Below are 20,034 nucleotides of genomic sequence, written 5' to 3'. Positions count from 1 at the left end.
GCGACAGCTACATGGCAAAATTTTATAGGAGGTATTCTAGGATATCTACTCAGCGCTTGCCAACAAAAAAGAGAACTTTATTCTATCATTGTCAAATTTACGTCTAAAAGAAAGTTGGGTTTAGACCGCCGTATCAAAATAATTTTATGAAAATGACAGATTTTTAAGGATATTAGGTGTGATTTGAGATTTTTAGTTCATTGAAGGGCGGTTATCGGGTGTTTTGGTTAAAAAGTTATTGATAAATTAGTAAAATTAAGTCAAATATTTTTAAAAACGCATTATTTATCTATATAATACTCGTTGAATAAAATGACGGACGTATGTTCTAAAATTTAACGCTTATGACTGTGGTTACTAACTTTTACTTATGATTTATGTGCTGGTATCTACCTTTATAGTTGTTTCTATCATTATAGTGAGCCTGCTTTTTGATAGACAGTTATATACACGCTCATATCATAAAACCGTTCTTTTCTTGCAACGATTACAGGTTTTTAAAACCAAGCGTCGATTGAAGCGACCAGCAATCAAATTGTTCCGTTCTTATATCAAACGATTGAAAAATTTTCTGTCGCGTCCGAATATTGCTCGAATCCCATTGGTGTCAGTATTGTCATTACTGATAATTGTGACAACTGCTGGACTATGCTATGCCTTGATCACGAATAACTCTCTAGAGGTGTATCATGTACAAGACACACCGTATAGCACAGCCAACTCACAGATTAGCCAATTACTAATAGGCGAGCGTCTACGACCGCCGCCGCCGCCGCCGGAAGAATTATTCGCTGAACTCGACGCTGAGATTGCCAGTTACCAAGCCAGCAAAACAGAAGAAGGGTATTGGCCAGAAACCCAGACGAATATGCCTGAGGATAATAGGCCACTCATATTATCCGAACCTGATTTGTCTGAACTACATACACAAGATCATACCAATGGCTATTCGGGTGATATGCTGGCTTCACACTTACATAGCGGCCATATCAATATCAAAAATGCTGACCGTAACTGGAAAAAGATGAATTCAGATTTTGTACAACGGTTGTTGACGGTATATAAGGTTATGAGTGATCAGTATGGATATGACATGGTGCTTTTAGAAGGCTATCGAAGTCCTGCAAGACAGGCAAAACTGCTTAAAAAAGGCTCTCATGTAACCAAAGCAGGATCATACAAAAGTTATCATCAGTTTGGTCTTGCAGCCGATAGTGCTTTTATTAGGAATGGCAAGATTGTCATTAGTGAAAAGGATCCTTGGGCAATGCAGGGTTATAAATTATATGGTAAAGTGGCCAAATCTGCTGGACTTGTGTGGGGCGGTGACTGGCGTATGATGGATTTGGGGCATGTTGAGCTGCGTAAAAAAGGTGTGCTCGGTCGTCCAGAAATGGCAGAAATATTAACCAGTCAATAATAACAATAATATTTTAAGGTAAATATAAAAAATGGACATATGTAAGACTTTACCCATGACTTTGATCGCCATAAGTTGTTTATTCAGCAGTGTCTTAATGGGGTGTAGCACCGACCAAGTGAGTCAAATAAATAGTAAAAAATCAGCCAAGGCGGGCGATTCTCTGATAAATAACGATGTTAAAACTATGACTGACAGTAGCGCAGGCAGGGTCGATAGCGATTTAGAGAATCTAAGAGCGCACGTCGAGCGTCAGCAGCAGCAACTTGAAATGATGAGAGATGAGCAGCAGGCATTACAAGAGCGACTAAAGCGCCAACAGTTTGCTTTGACTATCAAACCTACCGCCAATGCCAACGCTGGACGTACAAAGCAAGGGACAGCAAGTACCGCATATGTTGCGTTTTTGGAAGAGGAAAGTCAGTTTAGTGAAACTGAGACGCTGGCTGCAAAAGAGATCAGTATTATTCCCAATCGTGACGTCAGTCTGACATTGACCATGCCACCTGATACACAATTTATTGCAGTGAAAGTAGGATTAAGACATACCAAAAAACGCTCTCAGTTTCTTATCCCAATAGCCAGTTTGACTACGGATGTGCCACTGACACTTGGTGTGGGTGCGTGTGATGTGACTATCATAGAAGGTATAGATACAAAGCTGGTGCCAGCATTTACAACCAAACTTAAATATTATCAGCAGCCATTAGTCAGCTGTTTGTAGGAGACGGTCTTGAGTAAACACAGAGTACTATGGGGTGAGGGTCTGTTTTTGCGTCCTCAACATTTTCAACTTCAAGACACCTATCATAATGCACAGCGAACATTAAGTATGACGCTAATGCATCCGTATGCTTATGGCATATCTGATGTTCAGATTGATAAACAACTCTTAGAGAGTAATATATTAAGTTTTCAAAGCATCTATGCTGTGTTGCCAGATGGCACAATATATCAAGCACCTCGTACAGACGCCTTACCAAAAGCCATTACCTTAAACCATCAAGATAATAGCGATGAGATTTTTGTATTTCTAAGCTTGGAGATAGTTCATAGTGGTGGTAGTAATATACAGGCTGAGCACAGCGACAATCCAGCCCGCTATGTGAAAAGTACGGTCGAAGCTCAAGATTTATTTAGTCAAGCAGCTGAAGCCGTTATCGATGTCATTAAATTGTCGCCAAGTCTACAGTTGAGTCATTCATCACAGGCTCCCAGTCGAGACACCGTATCTCTATTGGTCACAAAGCTTGTGCGGACCACTCAAGGTCTGTATCAGGTAGATGACGATTATATTGTACCGAGTGTTCATATCAAAAGTAATCTTGCGCTCGTGGGTCAAGTCTATCGTTTGATGACGATGATTAATACCAAATCTACCTCACTGTATGACCATCATCGACAGTCCAACAATGACTTACTAGAATTTCGCTCATCAGATATTGCCTCTTTTTGGCTGCTCCATACGCTCAATACAGCCTACTCGCAATTGAGCCATTTATATAACAACGCCAGCTTACACCCAGAACGTCTTTATGAAGCGCTATTAAATGTCGCCAGTCAATTAGCCACTTTTAGCTCATTATATAAAGTAGGGGATTTGCCTGCTTATCATCATGATAATGCACATGAAGCGTTTAGCAGTATTGTTTTAATCATTCGTGAATTGCTCAACACCGTCATCGCCAGTAATTTTATATCGATTCCATTGCGTCAGAATAAACCGTCTTACTATATAGGGGATCTGAGTAGTGATAAAGTCACACGTGGCTCACAGCTGTATCTGTCTGTTAGTTCCTCATTACCGATGCATGAATTAATTGATATCGTACCGCGGCGTTTTAAGGTGGCAACGCCTGACTCTGTCGAAAAACGTGTGTTGTCAGCGTTACCAGGTTCGCCTGTTACACATGTGACTCAAGTACCTAGTGCGATACCTGTCAGACCAGGATTTAGCTACTTTACGATTGAGCCAGTAGGTGAGCTGTACGAAGAGATGATAAAGTCAGAATCTCTCTGTATTTATGTACCGAATGGCTTTGATGACCTAAAAATCGAGCTAATGGCCATCGTACAATAAGTTGTTAAAGTTTTTTGACGATAGGTGTATGAAAGGGCCGCTTCTGTAGGTGACGTGTCGCTTGCCATCTCTGCTGGTAAAGATCTTTCACGGCTAAGCAGTTTTTAATACCTTTATATTCATCAATATTTCAAATAATCAGCATTTCAAACAATTTGCATTAGGAACAGTCATGTCAGGGAATAACTCAATGGGTGCGGCACCTTCTTTACTAGATTCAGGTGAAGTCGCCTCAAAAGTTTCAGCAACTGGTCTTGATAAACGTATCAGCAGCCAGTCGCTGGTCGATATCATGTATGATGGCTTTTACTTGGTGTTCTTATTACGCAATCATTACTTTAGTACCAAGCCCTATGAATTTCGCCAAAAAATATATGCGTTTTTAGATAAATTTGAGAATGATGCTCGCAAAAAAGGGTTTTTGTCAGAAGACATTCATGAAGCAAAATACGCTTATTGTGCTTTGGTTGATGAGACAATTATGACGTCGCAAGAGCCTGAGTTTCAGACCCTCAAAGATACATGGGAGCTCAACCCTTTACAGCTTGATTTGTTTGGCTCACAAATTGCTGGTAATGAGTTTTTTGAGCGTTTAGATAGGTTGCGTGAGCAAGGTGAGAAACGTCTCCCTGCGCTAGAAATTTATCACTATGCTATGCTACTTGGTTTCCAAGGCAAGTATCGCCTAGAAGCCCCCGAAAAAATCCGCTATCTTATCTCGCGTTTGGGTGATGAAATTGAGCACTTGCGGGGCAATAAGAACGAGTTTTCACCATTTTGGGCAATACCTGATCAAATCAAACATACGCTTACGAGTGAAACACCACTATGGGTTATTCTTGCTGTGATTGCCGTATTGTTGAGTGCAATATTTGCCACCATGTGGCAGCTTACTAATAGCTTCTCTGACAATCAACTGTCAGCATACGATCATGTGATTCAAGAAAACAAAGAGCAGGCGCATATCTCGATTTTCTTACCCTAATGGCTATGCAAAATAGTGTCAAAGGTAAAATGCTTAAACCATAAAAAAACCCTCATCAAAGTGATGAGGGTCTTGGCAAATGCCATAATCGAATCAAAGATGACTCAATAATTTACTACTAGAATGTGGCTCTCCAACCTGGGCTCGAACCAGGGACACACGGATTAACAGTCCGTTGCTCTACCAACTGAGCTATTGGAGAATAGGCTGTAGACATTTACTGTCTGACAACGAGCCTTAGAAGTCTCTAACGAGTTCTTGCTAAGTGGGGCGTATTCTAGCAAAGATAAAAAATACGTCAAGCGTTTTTTTGCATAATTAATCAAAATTGTTATTTTAATGACGTAATATGAGATTTTTATCCAAAAATCTTAAAACACGTACAAAAAAGACGCCACATAGAGCGCATGTGGCGTCTTTACTTATCAACATATTTTTAAAACAAATAACTGGCTAAGAATTATTCGGCAACGTCTAAATCAGCAACCGCTTTTTCGATACGAGATAAAGCATCTTTTAATGTGGCTTCATCGGTTGCGTAAGAGATACGCATGTAACCACCAAGACCGAAGGCATCACCCGGTACAACCGCCACACCCACTTTATCTAATAACCATTCTGAAAATTCAGTGCATGACGATAGACCAGCTGCTTTGATCAGAGGTTTGATTTCTGGGTAGACGTAAAATGCGCCGTCAGGACGTAGGCAAGTAATACCTTTGATGGCATTTAAACCATCTACAACCAAATCGCAACGCTTCTCAAACGCCGCTACCATTGGCTCTAATACACTTTGATCGCCACTGATTGCGACTTCTGCCGCCACTTGGCTGATAGAGGTTGGGCACGAGGTTGACTGTGATTGTACTTTTTTCATTGCACCAATCAGCTTAGCAGGGCCGCCTGCATAGCCAATACGCCAGCCTGTCATTGCATATGCTTTTGAAACACCATTTAAGATAATGGCGCGATCTTTAAGCTCAGGCGCTGCATTCAAGATATTGTAGAACTTATCACCCGTCCAGCGGATATGCTCGTACATATCATCTGATGCCACATACACGTGTGGATGCTTTTTCAGTACTTTAGCGATGGCTTTTAGCTCATCTAGCGTATAAATCATACCAGTCGGGTTGGAAGGACTGTTTAATACCAGCATTTTGGTTTTGTCAGTAATGGCGTCTTCTAGTTGCTCAGGCGTGATTTTGAAGTCTTGCTCAGCAGGACATTTAACAATGACAGGCACGCCTTCTGCGATGATAACCATATCGGGATAGCTGACCCAGTATGGTGCTGGAATAATGACTTCATCGCCTGGATTGATGAAAGCTTGCGCAAGGTTGAAAAACGATTGCTTACCACCGACTGATACTAGGATTTCGTTAGGCTCGTAGCTGATGTCATTGTCGCGCTTAAACTTCTCAATGATAGCCTTCTTGAGCTCTGGCGTTCCATCGACAGCAGTGTATTTGGTAAAACCATTGTTGATTGCATCAATTGCTGCTTTTTTGATATGTTCTGGCGTATCAAAATCTGGTTCACCAGCGCCTAGACCAATAATATCTTTACCAGCCGCTTTTAGTTCTTTGGCTTTATTCGTAATCGCTAGAGTCGGTGATGGCTTGATGCTATTAACGCGGTCAGACAGTTGTAACTCGCTCATGAGAGATCCTTTTTATATTGGAGTGGGTAAATCTATTATTAGGGATAGCGCTTTTTAATTTATTGTAAAAGCCATGCTTAATGACCATTGACAATCACAGGCGCTTTGGGTGTAGCAGTAGAGATTGTAGCATGCTGTCATTGCACTGTCTTATATTGGCGGTAACAGAAGATGACGAGTACACGAACATAAATACATGGGTAAAAAAACTACAGTGATGATAGATAGAATACGTAAGATTTGACATGACTATATGACACAATTTCGAAACCACAACAATAAATCCATTCTCTTACGCTATCATTATTTAGATATATTAAATAAGATGAATAAAAGCTTAAAAATATTTGACCAATATTTTGAATATTGCAGTCAGTAATGAGTAGGTGAAAAAGCTACTTAACGATTGAGACAATGGCAAATATCTGACTAAAATTATAATGAAAAGGGCGCTTATTATGACAGCATCTACTGAAAAACAGCACATTCTCATCACTGGAGCAACCTCTGGTATTGGTAATCAACTGGCTAAAGACTATTTATCAGAAAACCATCACGTTTATGCGGTTGGTCGTGACGACGATGCATTGGCTGAACTTAAGTCATTGGGAGCCGAAACTATTGAGTTGGATTTGATGAATCAAGAAGAAGTGATTGAAGCTTTTGGCAAAATTGGCAGAGTGGATTTAGCCATTTGCGGGGCAGGCATGTGTGAATATCTGGATATGCCAAACTTTGATAGTGCCAAATTTATGAAAGTCATGTCAGTGAACCTAGGTACGTTATCGCATGCCATTGAGGGCGTATTACCTAAGCTGATTGAGTCAAAAGGTCGTTTGGTTGGTATTGGCTCAGCCTCTGCCTACGTACCTTTTGCCCGCGCAGAAGCCTATGGAAGCTCAAAGGCTGCCGTTCATTATTTAATGAAAACCTTACAAATCAGTCTGGCTCCCCATGATGTTGCAGTCAGTCTTGTGGTGCCTGGTTTTGTTGAAACGCCGATGACCAAACAGAACGATTTTCCAATGCCATTTATTCAAACCACAAAGCAAGCGAGTCAAGCCATTCGTGATGGTATTGAGAGCGGTCATGAAGTCATCGAATTTCCTAAAAAGCTGACCTTACCATTAAAAGCGCTAGGCACATTACCAGATTTGGTTTGGCAGCAAGTCAGTGAAAAAATCAATAAAAAATAGTACATGATGATTGCTAGATAGGCAGTTTAATAAGTAAAAATTACTCAATCACACGGATAGGAATGCCTTTATGTTGTCGCATCGCTTAAAGCAAGCACGTAACTCAAAGACAGCGAAGCAAAATACCAAAACGATAAAAAACGATGATCAGCTCCAACCTAGAAAGCGTATCGCCATTATTGGTTCGGGCGTGTCAGGGCTGACTTGTGCGCATTATCTAATCGAAGAACATGATGTGACTGTGTTTGAAGCCAATGATTACATCGGTGGTCATGTAAATACCATTGATGTGTCGTTACAAGATGGCAAAAAGTCAAAAGCCAGTAACACAGAAACCAGCGCAATAGACACAGGGTTTATTGTTTTTAATGAGCGCACTTATCCGAATTTTTTTCGTCTATTGTACGATTTAAAAGTACCGTTTCAAGCGACGGACATGAGCTTTTCAGTAAAAAATACAGCACGTCATTTTGAGTACAATGGTCATACGCTAAATACGTTATTGTCGCAGCGTAAGAATGTATTGAACCCAAAGTTTTGGCAGTTTATCAAAGATGTTTTACAGTTTAATAAGCACATCAAGCAGCTTCGTCAAGATTATGAAGCGGCGCGTGTACAAGGACAAGACGTTAGTAGCTTTACCGAGCAAACGCTTGGCGGTTATCTTGCTCAAAAACGCTACGGTGAGTTGTTTTTAGACAACTATCTATTGCCAATGGTTTCTGCTATTTGGTCAACCAGTTTGGATGAAGTGCAAGATTTCCCATTGGTATTTTTTGCACAGTTCTTTGATAATCACGGTTTGCTAGATGTGGTCAATCGTCCGCAATGGTTTACGATCAAGGGTGGCTCAAAGCAGTATGTCAATAAGCTGATTCCACGCTTTATTAAAGCAGGCGGCAAGGTGCGAGTAAACAGCCCAGTACAATCTGTGGTACGTGAGCATGATCAAGTGGTATTGACAGTCCAGACTACAGGTGACTCAAAGAGTCGCAGCGAAAATTTGGTATTCGATGAAGTCATTTTTGCTTGTCATTCTGATACTGCGCTCAAAATTCTCAAAGATGCCAGTATGGATGAAACGGACGTCCTGAGTCATTTTCGTTTTACTGACAATACAGCCATACTTCATACCGACACCAGCGTCTTACCCAAAAAACCGTTGGCTTGGGCAAGCTGGAACTACCTGATAGACGAGAATGACTTGGGTACAGAAGTAAGTGACGACTCCAATACGAGCAATAGTAAAATACCAGTCAAACCTGTGCTCACGTACCATATGAATATCTTGCAGCGCCTGACCAAAAAGCACAATTATCTGGTGACTCTCAATTATGATATCGATGACAAGCAAGTGATTAAGCGCATTGATTATAGTCATCCTGTATTTGATAAGGCCGCTATTGCCGCTCAAAACAGATGGTCGAGTATCTCTGGCAATGGATTACACACGCATTTCTGCGGGGCTTATTGGTTTAATGGGTTTCACGAAGATGGCGTACGCAGTGGTCTACAAGTATGCCAATCACTTGGCTATGATATCGATATAAGAGAAGAAGTTGACCCGACGCACTTGCCTGATGCGGATAGTACGAATACCCCATTTCGTTATAAAGACTTACCGATAAAAGCGGATACAAGGTTGCGTAAACTAAATAAGCGCGAGGTCGCTATCGCAACGACCAATCAAGAATTGGTTGACTACGCAGAGCGCTTACAAATCTCAGCCACTGATGCTCATGCAACTAAGAAAAAATGGTTATTTGGACGCCGTAAACCCAAATGATGACAAAAATGCTTGGTAAGAAATATTCGTAAAAATGGCCTGTGACAGAAGAGAATATATATGACCACCCCCTTTCAGTGTTCTGATGTTCCAAAAAACCATAAAGCTTCTGAAGGCACTACCACTTTGTCACATCAATTGTTTGAAGGGACAACTTGGCACAGTCGACTACTGCCAAGTGCGCATAAATTTGCCTATCTTTATCGCTATTGGGGCGTGAATATCAGTGCATTGGTCAGGGGAGAGGAATTGCCTGAGATAGGTGTGCCCATTTTTAATCAGCATCAAGCTTTGAAAAAACAGCCATCAGGTAAATCCTCTTTAAAGCAGCGACTGCTAAAGAATTTGCGAGCAAAAAAACTGCCATTATTTTCAGTAAGCAAAAAAGCATTGCAGCAGTTTTGTCCCAATGATTATTTAAAAGATATCAATAGCCTAAGTGATAGTGATATTAATGATGATTCAAATCACTATCACGCATTGCATCAGCGTCTCACCCAAGCGTTTACTATTTATGCTGGTAGCGCACCAGTAGGGGATATGCTTGGACTTGTGGTTTGCCGTAATGCTGGCTTGTATTTTAGCCCTGTCAATTTTTATTTGGGTTTTGATGAGCAGCAAATGCCCACTCACTTATTGGCCGAGGTCTCTAATACACCATGGGACAAACGCCACTGTTATGGGTTTTTATTAGAAGGTGAAAACACTGAGTTTTGTCATGATAAAGACTTTCATGTGTCACCTTTTAATCCGATCGATCAGCTGTATTGTTGGCAGGTTACGGTAAAGCCTGCTAAAAAAGAGGGAATAAAGACGCAATTAGATTCGGGTCTACACGTTCGCATTGCAATTGATATCAGTGATGAGCGCGGTGAGGTGCTAAAAACAGGTATCAAGATATCAGGTGTACCAATGACAGATGAGACGGTACGCACAAGCTTAAAACAAAATCCGCTGATGAACATAACGTCTTTAGGGCGTATTTATTGGCATGCGTTCAAACTCTATGCGATCAAAAAAGTGCCTTATGTCAACTACGATGAAAAATTGGCAAATAGCAAACAAAGCAGAACAAATGCTAAAAAGTAACCGCTTAAGAAGCAATATTAAAGAAGTTAATTGCTGTCTGAATATTTAGACAATATTTTAATCATAAGACTCATACATAAAATAGCTTAGACAAGGATTTGCATACGATGCCAGCACGACCGACCGACCGCGCACCTACTTCAGCATTAGAAAAGTTATCTGAACGGGTGAATAAAGTAGTAAAAGAGAGTGCTATTCTGCAACCTGTCAATGATGGGGTCAATCAATTGGCAAGAAAGCTTATCTTTCGAGCATTAACACATATGCAGTTCGGTAGTCTGACTTTGATCGAAGCGTTTGGTAAAAAAGCACCGACCAAAAGTAGCTTCGGTAACGTAGCAACCAGTACGGCAAGCAGCTCGGCTGTCGGCCGTCATGCACTACACGTCACGCTAACGATTCACGACAGTGCCGTCTATCGTCAATTATTATTCGGTGGTTCTATTGCATTAGCAGACAGCTATATCAACGCTGAGTGGGATACGGATGATTTGACTGGACTGATTCGATTGGCAGCTCGCAACTTAGCCGTGTTAAATAAGTTAGAAAATCGCTTCGCTGGTGTGAGTAAGGCGTTTGAAAAAGCCAAGCATCAACTACGCAGCAATGATCAATCTGGTGCCAAATCAAACATTCTTGCTCACTATGACTTGGGCAATGATATGTATCAGCGTTTTTTAGACGAGACGATGATGTATTCGTCAGCTGTGTATCGCACGCCTGACGTAACACTGGCTGATGCACAGCAGCATAAATTGGCACTTATTTGCCAACGATTACAACTGACTGCTGAGGATCATGTGATAGAAATTGGCACAGGGTGGGGCGGTTTCGCCATTTATGCAGCCAAACATTACGGCTGCCAAATCACCACAACCACCATCTCTGACGCACAGTATGATGAGGCGCAGCGCCGAGTACGAGCAGCAGGACTATCAGATAAAATCACCTTACTTAAGCAAGACTATCGTGAGTTGACTGGGCAATACGACAAGTTGGTCAGCATTGAGATGATTGAAGCGGTTGGACATGAGTATCTACCAACTTTTTTTGCCAAGTGTAACAGTTTGCTTAAGCCAACAGGGTTGATGGTATTGCAAGCAATTACCTTTAACGACCAAAATTACCAAGATTATCTAGAATCAGTGGATTTTATACAGACACATATTTTCCCAGGGGGGTGTTTACTCTCCAACCAAGAGCTCAACAATCAGTTCGCTGAGCAGACGGACATGGTTATCAAACAGCTGCACGATTACGGCTTTGATTACGCGTATACGTTACGCGACTGGCGCGCTGCTTTTATGGATCAGCGTACAGAAATCGAAGCGTTGGGTTATGACGATGCCTTTATTCGCTTGTGGAATTTTTACTTTTGTTATTGCGAAGGCGGGTTTTTAGAGCGGACAATTGGCGTGGTACAATTGACGGCAGTTAAGCCGGATAATATCGATATGATGCACTTTGCTGATTTGCCTGCTCTTGATAGCTCTAACGGTTGATAAGACAGTTGTCATTATGATCGTTGCCGTGTAGGCAGCGATTCACATACTTTAAATAAAAGGACGTTGATATGGCTTATGTATTTATCTATCTTGCTGCTGTCGTCATCTTCTTGGGCGTTGATGCCGTTTGGCTCACGACCATGAAAGGGGCTTTTTATGAGTCGCGTATTGGTCATTTATTGGCTGATGAACCCAATATGGTCGCTGCTGGCGTGTTTTATATGTTTTATATACTGGCGCTTTGCGTATTAATTTTATACCCACAAATCAAAGCAGGTGCTTCGATTGGTCATATTTTCTTATTGGGTGGATTGATTGGTCTTATGGCCTACGGGACATATGATTTTACCAATTTGGCACTGTATAAAGGTTTTACATTAGATACCGCACTGGTGGATTTTGTTTGGGGTGGCTTTTTGACTGGTTCAGTCAGTGCTATCGTTGCTTGGCTTGCCTATCGTTTTCACTGGTTAAGCTGATTGAAACCATTATAAAAATACGGATTTATGTAACCCAGACCATTAGCCAATAGGTAGCTATCTGCGCTATGCTGTCTGCTATGGTACAAGTACTGCCTGAAACAAATAAGTTTTAAACAAGTTTTAAATAAATAAGTCTTAGACAATCGTAAGGAACGTTATGCCGCAATATAATACCAGCTCGACTGCTAAAAAAGCGCCGTTGAACCATGAACTATATATGTCGATTCTCATGACGCCTGACATGGCAAATTTTATTGGCAATGTACATGGTGGTGATTTGCTCAAAATGCTTGATCAGGTCGCCTATGCGTGTGCCAGCCGTTATAGTGGTAGTTACGTCGTGACATTGTCTGTCGACCAAGTTATGTTCCGTGAACCCATTTATGTGGGTGAGCTTGTGACATTTGCTGCCAGCGTCAATCATGTGGGCAATACTTCAATGGAAATTGGTATCCGAGTCGAAGCGGAAGATGTACGTGCTCGTACGGTACGCCATACCAACAGCTGCTATTTTACGATGGTAGCAATTGATGACAAAGGTAAGCCTACGACTGTGCCTCCGCTTATTATTAAAGATAAAATGCAGCAGTGCCGTGCTGATGCAGCTTTAGAGCGTAAAAGTTTGCGCATGGAAAGCTCACATCGCCCAAGCTGCGACTTAGAAAACATGGTCGGGGAGCTGACTTACGATGATGAGGAACACTCAAAGTAACGCGCTATCTCATCGTTAAATCGCAATTTTTATACAAGTTTAATCATGAGCCACTAACACCAAAAAACCACTGATACTATATGTGGGAATAGGTTATCCTCAATTTGGATTTTTAAGATAGCCTGACTAGGCATGACTAAAATAAAGACATTGTAAAAACCATGGTAAGCCATTGGTTACCTTATTGAGACTGCTATGAGTGTAAGATCATCAAAAAACAATTCACACCGTTCTGCGCCCGTTCAACCAATATCGCGCGGTGTACGCGGTACTAGTAAAATCAGCAACGGTTCCATGGCGGACTATAACGACCAGCAGCATTCTAGTTCATTGATTACTGTATTGATTGCCGTTGGGGCAAACGTCATTATTGCCATTGCAAAAACAATAGCCGCATTTATGACAGGTTCCGCTTCTATGATTGCAGAATCTGCGCATTCTTGGGCAGATGCAGGCAATGGTACCTTATTGATTGTGGCCGAAAAAAAGGCAGTAAAACCTGCTGATGTGAGTCATCCTTTGGGTTATGGTAAGGAGTCGTACGTCTGGTCGATGATTGCAGCTTTTGGGGTATTCATGGCAGGCTCTATCGTCTCCATTTATACGGGTATCACCGAGTGGAATGCAGCGGAGAGTGAGACTAACTATACCATCGGATTTATTGTGTTGGCGGTCGCTTTTTTATTAGAAGGGTTTTCGCTCGTCCAAGCATACTTGCAAAGCAAAAAACATGGTCAAGCCATGAATGTGAGCGCTATCGGTTATGTGGTTAGTACTTCAAACCCAACGTTGCGTGGGGTGTTTTTTGAGGATTTGGCGGCGGTGACAGGTTTGATCATTGCAGCAGCAGCGATGGGTATGCATGCCTACACAGGCGAGCCGTTTTGGGATGCATTAGGTTCTATCATTGTCGGATTGTTATTGGGTGCAGTGGCTATCTTCTTAATCAGTCGTAACCGAGACTTCTTGGTCGGTTATAAAGTGTCTAAAAAAATACACGATTATGCCCTAAATGAGTTACTCACTCATCCAGACATAGACAGTGTGTCGTATCTACATTTAGAATGGGTAGGGCCCAAAAAAATATTTATGGTGGCAGCTGTAGATATTGCTGGTAACCAAAAAGAAAAAGAGCTTGCCCAAAAATTTGAAGACATAGAAAACCAGTTTCGGGCTAACTCCCTATTTCAAGAGGCGATCTTGACTTTATCCGTGCCTAATGCAGCAGTTTTAGTGTTAGAAAACGACGACTTAACTCAATAACATACAACTACTCGTAACTAGGTAATGACTCTATGACATCACTACTAAAAAGTTCTGCTTTTGCCATCACATTGAGCGTAAGTGCCATGACTGCAATGGTGGTTCCAACGCTGTCTGCACAAGCAGCTGTACCAACAGATGCTTCTTTAATGAAGTTAATCAAAGTTACGAAGATTGTAGAGACAATGAATGATATGTCTAGTGACAATGAGATGACAGAAGAAATGATGAAAACGATGTTGGCCTCAATGCCTAACAACGAATTGAATGCGGCGCAGCGCAAACGTTTTGATGAGATCATCCTTAAGTATAGTAAAGAGATGACCAAACGGGACAATGTAGAAGGTATCAATAAACAAATAGTTAATATGTATATGCAGTCTGCCAAAAAACATTTTGACCAAAAAGAAGTTGATGCACAGATTGAATTCTATAGTACAGAGGTTGGTCAGAGTATTATCGACAAGCAGCCAGCAATGATGAAAGATTATATGGCGCAAATTATGCCCATTATTATGGAATCAACCATGAAAAAAATGCAAGAGGTGATACCAAAGATGGCAGCAGACCTTAAAGCTTTGACAAGCGAAAAATAAGACTGGTAGGTAACTCTTGTAGATATTGTCAAAACTGAAAGTGAGATAAAAAGCGCGCACAAAAAAAGGTCACTCAATAGAGCGACCTTTTTTCTTGTTTTCTAAATCATCTTAGCAGTAGTTGGTTAAATACTTAGAAACTTAGTTCTTTGGCGCGTTTGCACCGATGAACCATGCATCTTTATCGATGATGCGGCTAGCTTCTGTTAATAAATCGGCAGTATCTTCATCACCTGCATCGCCTGCAGTATCGATAGCTTTACGTAAAGTTTCAGCTACTTTTTTATAGCGGCTGGTGATTTCACGGACATGCTGATCTACTTCAGTAATATCGGTTGGATAGTCGTCTAAAATAGAGTCTTTGGCTACTCGGCTGGCTAGACCGTTTGGCTGACCACCCAAGATTACAATACGCTCAGCAATCATGTCTGATACTTCACGAATGCGATCTGCTGTGTCGTCTAATAACTGATGCACACCAATAAAGCCAGTGCCCTGTAGGTTCCAATGGCATTGCTTACCGTCTAAAGTTAGGTCAATAACGTTGGCCAAATTTGCATTCAATAGCTCAATCATTTTTTTGGCAGTATCGTCTGAAATGCCACTTGCGAAACGTTCTCTCATAATTTTCTCCGTTCTCTTAGTTTTATTAAGTTTGAATTTTCTAATTAATATTTTGTTATTAATATGGTACTTAACGACTGCTTGTTAATTCATTGTCGATAATAGCAGCTTCTGCAAAAGATGAAACCCTCAAGCGTTATGCTTTGTTAGGTGGTCGTGTAATGGGTTTGTTAATCATGAAATTCTTTGTAAATTTATCCCATTCTATGTGCGTTTTTTACAACGGTAAAAGGTTTGTTTCTCAATAAATAGTATCTTTATACACTTAAATTTTTTGTAGTGGAATGAGAGTGTGCTTATAAGGTAAGCCTTGTGACTATCCTTCGAAACGCCTTTAAAAACCGCTGCTCAAACCCCATATTGTTATAAACTTTAATAAGAAGAAAGCACTTATGAGAATGCCTGAACCGCGCTCATCGCGTCAGTTAAACCAATTGGCCACTCAGCTACAAGGCGAAGCTGAAATTAGTGGTGTCAATGCGTCAGGGACGCAAATATCAAGTCGTGCCTTTGAGATGGTGACAGATTTTGAGCCAGCAGGCGATCAGCCACAAGCAATTAAAAAGCTTGTAAGTGGTATCAATGCTGGCATGGATGAGCAGTTGCTGCTTGGTGTGACCGGCTCTGGTAAAACTTATACGATGGCCAAAGTCATCTCCGAAACCCAGCGTCCGACGATTATCATGGCGCACAACAAAACGCTTGCTGCACAGTTGTATGGCGAGTTCAAATCGTTTTTTCCTAATAACGCGGTTGAGTATTTTGTCAGTTATTATGACTATTATCAGCCAGAAGCGTATGTCGCTGCCAGCGATACCTTTATCGAAAAAGACAGCGCCATTAACGATCACATTGATCAGATGCGTCTGTCCGCTACGCGCGCTTTATTAGAGCGTCGTGATGCGATCATTGTTGCTTCAGTGTCTTGTATTTATGGTTTGGGTGATCCAGAAAGCTATCTAAAAATGCTACTGCACGTAGTGGTTGGTGATCAGATAGACCGTACGGCGACGATTAAGCGCTTGGTTGAAATGCAATACACCCGTAATGAGTTAGATTTTGGCCGTGGTACGTATCGTTTGCGTGGTGAGCTGTTAGACATCTATCCTGCTGAGTCTGAGCAGTTGGCGGTACGCGTGCATTTGTTTGACAATGAAGTGGAGAAAATCACGTGGTTTGATCCGTTAACGGGCAAAACTGTACGCAGCGTGCCACGTATTACCATTTATCCAAAATCACACTATGTGACGCCGCGCAATAAGTTAGAAGCGGCCAGCCATACCATTCGTGAGGAGCTGGAGCCGCGTTTGGAGTACTTCCGTGAAAACAATAAGCTGATTGAAGCGCAGCGCCTCAAGGAACGCACGCAATATGATCTTGAGATGATTCAGCAGCTTGGCTACTGTAATGGTATCGAAAACTACTCGCAGCATCTCTCTGGTCGTCCATCAGGGGAGGCGCCGCCGACCTTGTTTGATTATATTCCAGAAGACGCGTTACTGTTCCTTGATGAATCGCATGTCACTGTCTCACAGATTGGTGCGATGTATAAAGGGGATAGATCGCGTAAAGAGAACTTGGTCAATTATGGCTTTCGTTTGCCAAGTGCGATGAACAACCGCCCGATGAAGTTTGAAGAGTGGGAGCGTATCAAACCCAAAACCATCTATGTGAGTGCGACACCAGCATTGTATGAGCTAGAACATAGTGAGCAGGTAGTGGAGCAGGTCGTACGTCCAACGGGTCTGATTGATCCAGAGATTGAGATTCGTCCTGTTTTGACGCAAGTGGATGACGTATTGTCAGAGATTACCAAGCGCCGCGAAAAAGATGAGCGTGTCTTGATTACGACACTCACCAAACGTATGTCAGAGGATTTGACCAGTTATCTCAAAGAATACGATGTTAAGGTGGCTTATTTGCATTCGGACATCGATACGGTGGAGCGTATGCAGATTATCCACGAGCTGCGTACTGGTGTGCACGATGTCTTGGTTGGTATTAACCTTTTACGTGAAGGTTTGGATATGCCTGAAGTGTCACTGGTTGCTATATTCGATGCTGATAAAGAAGGCTTTTTGCGTTCTGAGCGTTCACTTATCCAGACGATTGGTCGAGCAGCGCGTCACTTGAATGGTAAAGCCATTTTGTATGCCGATCGCATTACCCCAAGCATGCAAAAGGCGATAGACGAGACCGACCGTCGCCGTGATAAGCAGATTGCGTTTAACCTTGAGCACAATATCACGCCAAAAGGCGCACGCCGTAGTATTACGGATAAGATTGATACGGGCGAGAGCTTGGATGCTAATGACAATCAAGTGATTCCAATTAAGAGTAATTTGCCTGATGTGGATATCAATATCTTGCGTAGTCCAGATTTGCTTGCCAAAGAGATTAAACGTTTAGAGAAGCAAATGCAGCAGATGTCACGTGATTTGAAGTTTGAGGAAGCGGCAAAAACACGCGATAAGGTGCTGGAGCTAAAAGCGCATTTAATCTGATAGGCTGTTCTGATATTGCTGATTAGCTAAAAAATGAGTTGCATCGTCTGCAGCTCATTTTTTTATCAAGCAAACAGTGAAAATCCCACCATCGCATTTAAGCAAGATGTATATAGGCCAGATTTTGCTACGTTCAAAGACCAAGATTAAGACGACTTCATTTTTACTAACATCAAACGCAGTTTTACATACCGCACCTTAAAATATATTCATATATCTTATATGATGTATAGATAAGGCATGACCTAAAAAGCAGATGGATAAATGCTGGACGACGATAACAAAGTCAGGCGTGCTAACGTATTCTATAAATTTTAAGTGAAGGAAAGCTCTATGTTTGATATCAAATCATTTTTTAAAAGAGAAGTAGAAAAAAAGCTCATTGATGTAGATGATTATATTTTTATGCCTGAGCGTATACAGATGGAACTGTCAGATGGTTTGCTAAACTGTGTTCTCAACAGCGATGGACGAGTGGATATTTTTTATACCAAACATGGGATTACTGAGGTAGGGTCAGCATCACGCAAGCACCCATTCACTGCCTTTGAGACTGAGTTATATCATGGTGTCTACGACGATGTAATTTCAGATTTGATAAAAGAAGTAGACAAAGTGATTGATGGATCTTCTAAATACTTCCGCCGCAATAAAGTATTGCCTGCTCCTGCATCTTTACCATCTAAACCTTCCAACACTTAAATTTTTCAATATCTAAGCTGTCCAATATGAGTGAGTTTTAAATACAAAATGTTGATTATATGACAGACTTGGAAATAAAAAAGGAGCCTCTACATAAGGCTCCTTTTTTATGGACGTATATCTTTATTCGATATGCTTATTTAGTGAAGCTTGCATAGCAACTCTGTAAGGATTTTGCGACGACTTTTGCCACCAGCTGTGTGCGATATTGCGAATCTATCGCAGCGTTACCAAGTTCAACCAGTGTGACTTGCTGCGGTGCTTGTTCGCTCACGCAGCCACAGACATTGCTTTTTACCGCTTCTTGTTGTGTGTCAGTCATAGCAACGCTAGCAATGCGCCAAGCGCTTTGTTTTTCAATTTGACTACGGCATTGATTGTCGATTGCTGATTTAAAAACATTCATACCAATTTCGTTTGCTGTACCGATAGCATTGCCTGCACTATTATTGGTGCCATCTGTCGTTGCACATCCAGCCAAAGCGAAGGTGGCAAGCAAAATGGTTGAAGCAAAGCGTTTTTTCATGGATAAATCCTCTAAGGTTTTGATTGATATAACAGCGAAAACACGTATGTATAACTATAAATAGCTGATCTTAGTCTATGATTATTGCATATTTTATAATAGTTATTTGACACTTATAAGATAAGAGACCTTCCTATCTGTACATTTGTGTTTAGAACATGACATGACTATTGGTCAGAACCTAAAAAACCAGCTAAGACAATATACCTTAGCTGGTTAAGTTTCATTGAGCAAACGCTATGATTTAGACATTCTTACTGTGTTGTTTTTGTTGAATGTTTTTGGCCAGTTTATAGCACTCATTGATATGATCGTTTGCGATTTTTTTAAAGATAGTATAACCCATTGTTGCTGCCACTAACTGTCCACCAAGAGGAACAAACTTGGTGACTTGCTTGGCTGCGATACGACCACCAAAGCCTTGGATGGTTTTTTTCACAATACCGCGGGTCGCCATCAGTCCAGCAAAGTCTACCGTGCGGTCTTTTAATGCACTCCAATGTACAGCTCTAGACTGCAAATCGATTGCTGATTGACGTCCTTCAATCAAACCAAAACGCTCACTGATTTCTGGCAACATCTGCGTAAGCATACCCGCATCAACTGCAACGTCAAAAAACGGGACAGGGACGATGGCTACACCCGCAGATATTTTAGCGCGCTTCTTCACCAATTTCTGACATTCTTTTTTTACTTGTTCAAGATCTAAGTTTGGATCAATAGTATCTGGTAGTTTTTCAGCAAGTGGTGTGGTTTTCATAGGATATCCTTATAAATATAAAATTAAAAAATAAATAACAAGTTGTGCAGATGGCTACCATTCTATGGATTTATAAGCCGTATACAATCATTGCTTTGTAGCAAAATGCAGAAAAATACAGCAACTATGCACCGTTTTTGT

At 41.3% G+C, this 20,034-nt stretch carries 18 protein-coding genes and 1 tRNA gene; 14 read left to right on the top strand and 5 right to left on the bottom strand.

The window, feature by feature from the left end:
* Positions 1-613: 613 nt before the first annotated feature.
* The 4 genes from CZ794_RS03095 to icmH all read left to right on the top strand — a co-directional run bounded on the left by CZ794_RS03095 (position 614) and on the right by icmH (position 4,485).
* Positions 614-1,420 carry a M15 family metallopeptidase gene (locus tag CZ794_RS03095; protein WP_256958846.1) on the top strand — a complete coding sequence of 269 codons (807 nt, stop codon included), beginning with the start codon at positions 614-616 and terminating at the stop codon, positions 1,418-1,420.
* A gap of 187 nt (positions 1,421-1,607) precedes the next feature.
* Complete coding sequence (locus CZ794_RS03090; protein WP_179207227.1) at positions 1,608-2,144, top strand: type VI secretion lipoprotein TssJ; 537 nt, start codon at positions 1,608-1,610, stop codon at positions 2,142-2,144.
* Positions 2,145-2,153: 9 nt separating this feature from the next.
* Entirely contained in the window at positions 2,154-3,500 is a 1,347-nt protein-coding gene (tssK, locus tag CZ794_RS03085) for a type VI secretion system baseplate subunit TssK (protein ID WP_087040161.1), read from the top strand.
* 172 nt (positions 3,501-3,672) lie between these two features.
* Complete coding sequence (icmH, locus tag CZ794_RS03080; RefSeq protein ID WP_087040160.1) at positions 3,673-4,485, top strand: type IVB secretion system protein IcmH/DotU; 813 nt, start codon at positions 3,673-3,675, stop codon at positions 4,483-4,485.
* 126 nt (positions 4,486-4,611) lie between these two features.
* On the opposite strand, the gene CZ794_RS03075 is transcribed toward icmH, so the two are convergent.
* Positions 4,612-4,687 (bottom strand) — tRNA-Asn (locus CZ794_RS03075).
* A 258-nt stretch (positions 4,688-4,945) separates the two neighbouring features.
* Positions 4,946-6,148, bottom strand: coding sequence for a pyridoxal phosphate-dependent aminotransferase (locus tag CZ794_RS03070; RefSeq protein WP_087040159.1), 1,203 nt, complete (start codon positions 6,146-6,148; stop codon positions 4,946-4,948).
* A gap of 458 nt (positions 6,149-6,606) precedes the next feature.
* Between CZ794_RS03070 and CZ794_RS03065 the strand changes: the two genes are divergently transcribed.
* The 8 genes from CZ794_RS03065 to CZ794_RS03030 all read left to right on the top strand — a co-directional run bounded on the left by CZ794_RS03065 (position 6,607) and on the right by CZ794_RS03030 (position 14,777).
* Positions 6,607-7,344 (top strand): SDR family NAD(P)-dependent oxidoreductase, encoded by a 738-nt coding sequence (locus CZ794_RS03065; protein WP_087040158.1) that lies wholly within the window; start codon positions 6,607-6,609, stop codon positions 7,342-7,344.
* A gap of 70 nt (positions 7,345-7,414) precedes the next feature.
* A complete protein-coding gene (locus tag CZ794_RS03060; RefSeq protein WP_087040157.1) occupies positions 7,415-9,130 on the top strand; it encodes an NAD(P)/FAD-dependent oxidoreductase in 1,716 nt (571 codons plus the stop codon).
* 60 nt (positions 9,131-9,190) lie between these two features.
* Positions 9,191-10,219, top strand: coding sequence for a DUF1365 domain-containing protein (locus CZ794_RS03055; RefSeq protein WP_087040156.1), 1,029 nt, complete (start codon positions 9,191-9,193; stop codon positions 10,217-10,219).
* A 107-nt stretch (positions 10,220-10,326) separates the two neighbouring features.
* Entirely contained in the window at positions 10,327-11,721 is a 1,395-nt protein-coding gene (locus CZ794_RS03050) for a cyclopropane-fatty-acyl-phospholipid synthase family protein (protein ID WP_087040155.1), read from the top strand.
* A gap of 71 nt (positions 11,722-11,792) precedes the next feature.
* Positions 11,793-12,203: a DUF2177 family protein gene (locus tag CZ794_RS03045; RefSeq protein ID WP_087040154.1), complete on the top strand. Its 411-nt coding sequence runs from the start codon at positions 11,793-11,795 to the stop codon at positions 12,201-12,203.
* Positions 12,204-12,363: 160 nt separating this feature from the next.
* Positions 12,364-12,918 carry an acyl-CoA thioesterase gene (locus CZ794_RS03040; RefSeq protein ID WP_087040153.1) on the top strand — a complete coding sequence of 185 codons (555 nt, stop codon included), beginning with the start codon at positions 12,364-12,366 and terminating at the stop codon, positions 12,916-12,918.
* A gap of 195 nt (positions 12,919-13,113) precedes the next feature.
* Positions 13,114-14,181, top strand: a complete 1,068-nt coding sequence (locus tag CZ794_RS03035; RefSeq protein WP_087040152.1) for a cation diffusion facilitator family transporter — start codon at positions 13,114-13,116, stop codon at positions 14,179-14,181.
* A gap of 32 nt (positions 14,182-14,213) precedes the next feature.
* The gene (locus CZ794_RS03030) at positions 14,214-14,777 is read left to right on the top strand and encodes a DUF2059 domain-containing protein (protein WP_087040151.1); all 564 of its coding nucleotides are present in this window, start codon (positions 14,214-14,216) and stop codon (positions 14,775-14,777) included.
* A gap of 141 nt (positions 14,778-14,918) precedes the next feature.
* Here the strand turns inward: CZ794_RS03030 and dps are convergent, their stop codons facing one another.
* Positions 14,919-15,446, bottom strand: coding sequence for a DNA starvation/stationary phase protection protein Dps (gene dps, locus CZ794_RS03025; RefSeq protein ID WP_227681242.1), 528 nt, complete (start codon positions 15,444-15,446; stop codon positions 14,919-14,921).
* A gap of 347 nt (positions 15,447-15,793) precedes the next feature.
* Here dps and uvrB point away from each other — a divergent pair, with 347 nt between their 5' ends.
* Positions 15,794-17,905: an excinuclease ABC subunit UvrB gene (uvrB, locus tag CZ794_RS03020; RefSeq protein WP_087040149.1), complete on the top strand. Its 2,112-nt coding sequence runs from the start codon at positions 15,794-15,796 to the stop codon at positions 17,903-17,905.
* Between the two features lie 333 nt (positions 17,906-18,238).
* On the top strand, positions 18,239-18,607 hold the full coding sequence (locus CZ794_RS03015) for a hypothetical protein (RefSeq protein WP_087040148.1): 369 nt from the start codon (positions 18,239-18,241) through the stop codon (positions 18,605-18,607).
* Between the two features lie 136 nt (positions 18,608-18,743).
* On the opposite strand, the gene CZ794_RS03010 is transcribed toward CZ794_RS03015, so the two are convergent.
* Entirely contained in the window at positions 18,744-19,133 is a 390-nt protein-coding gene (locus CZ794_RS03010) for a hypothetical protein (RefSeq protein WP_087040147.1), read from the bottom strand.
* A 244-nt stretch (positions 19,134-19,377) separates the two neighbouring features.
* Positions 19,378-19,893, bottom strand: coding sequence for a DUF697 domain-containing protein (locus CZ794_RS03005; protein ID WP_087040146.1), 516 nt, complete (start codon positions 19,891-19,893; stop codon positions 19,378-19,380).
* Positions 19,894-20,034: the final 141 nt, after the last annotated feature.

It is taken from the genome of Psychrobacter sp. JB385, assembly GCF_900163785.1.
Taxonomy (GTDB): Bacteria; Pseudomonadota; Gammaproteobacteria; order Pseudomonadales; family Moraxellaceae; genus Psychrobacter.
The sequence above is the reverse complement of the archived record's forward strand: the minus strand, read 5'-3'. Positions and strand labels throughout refer to the sequence as shown.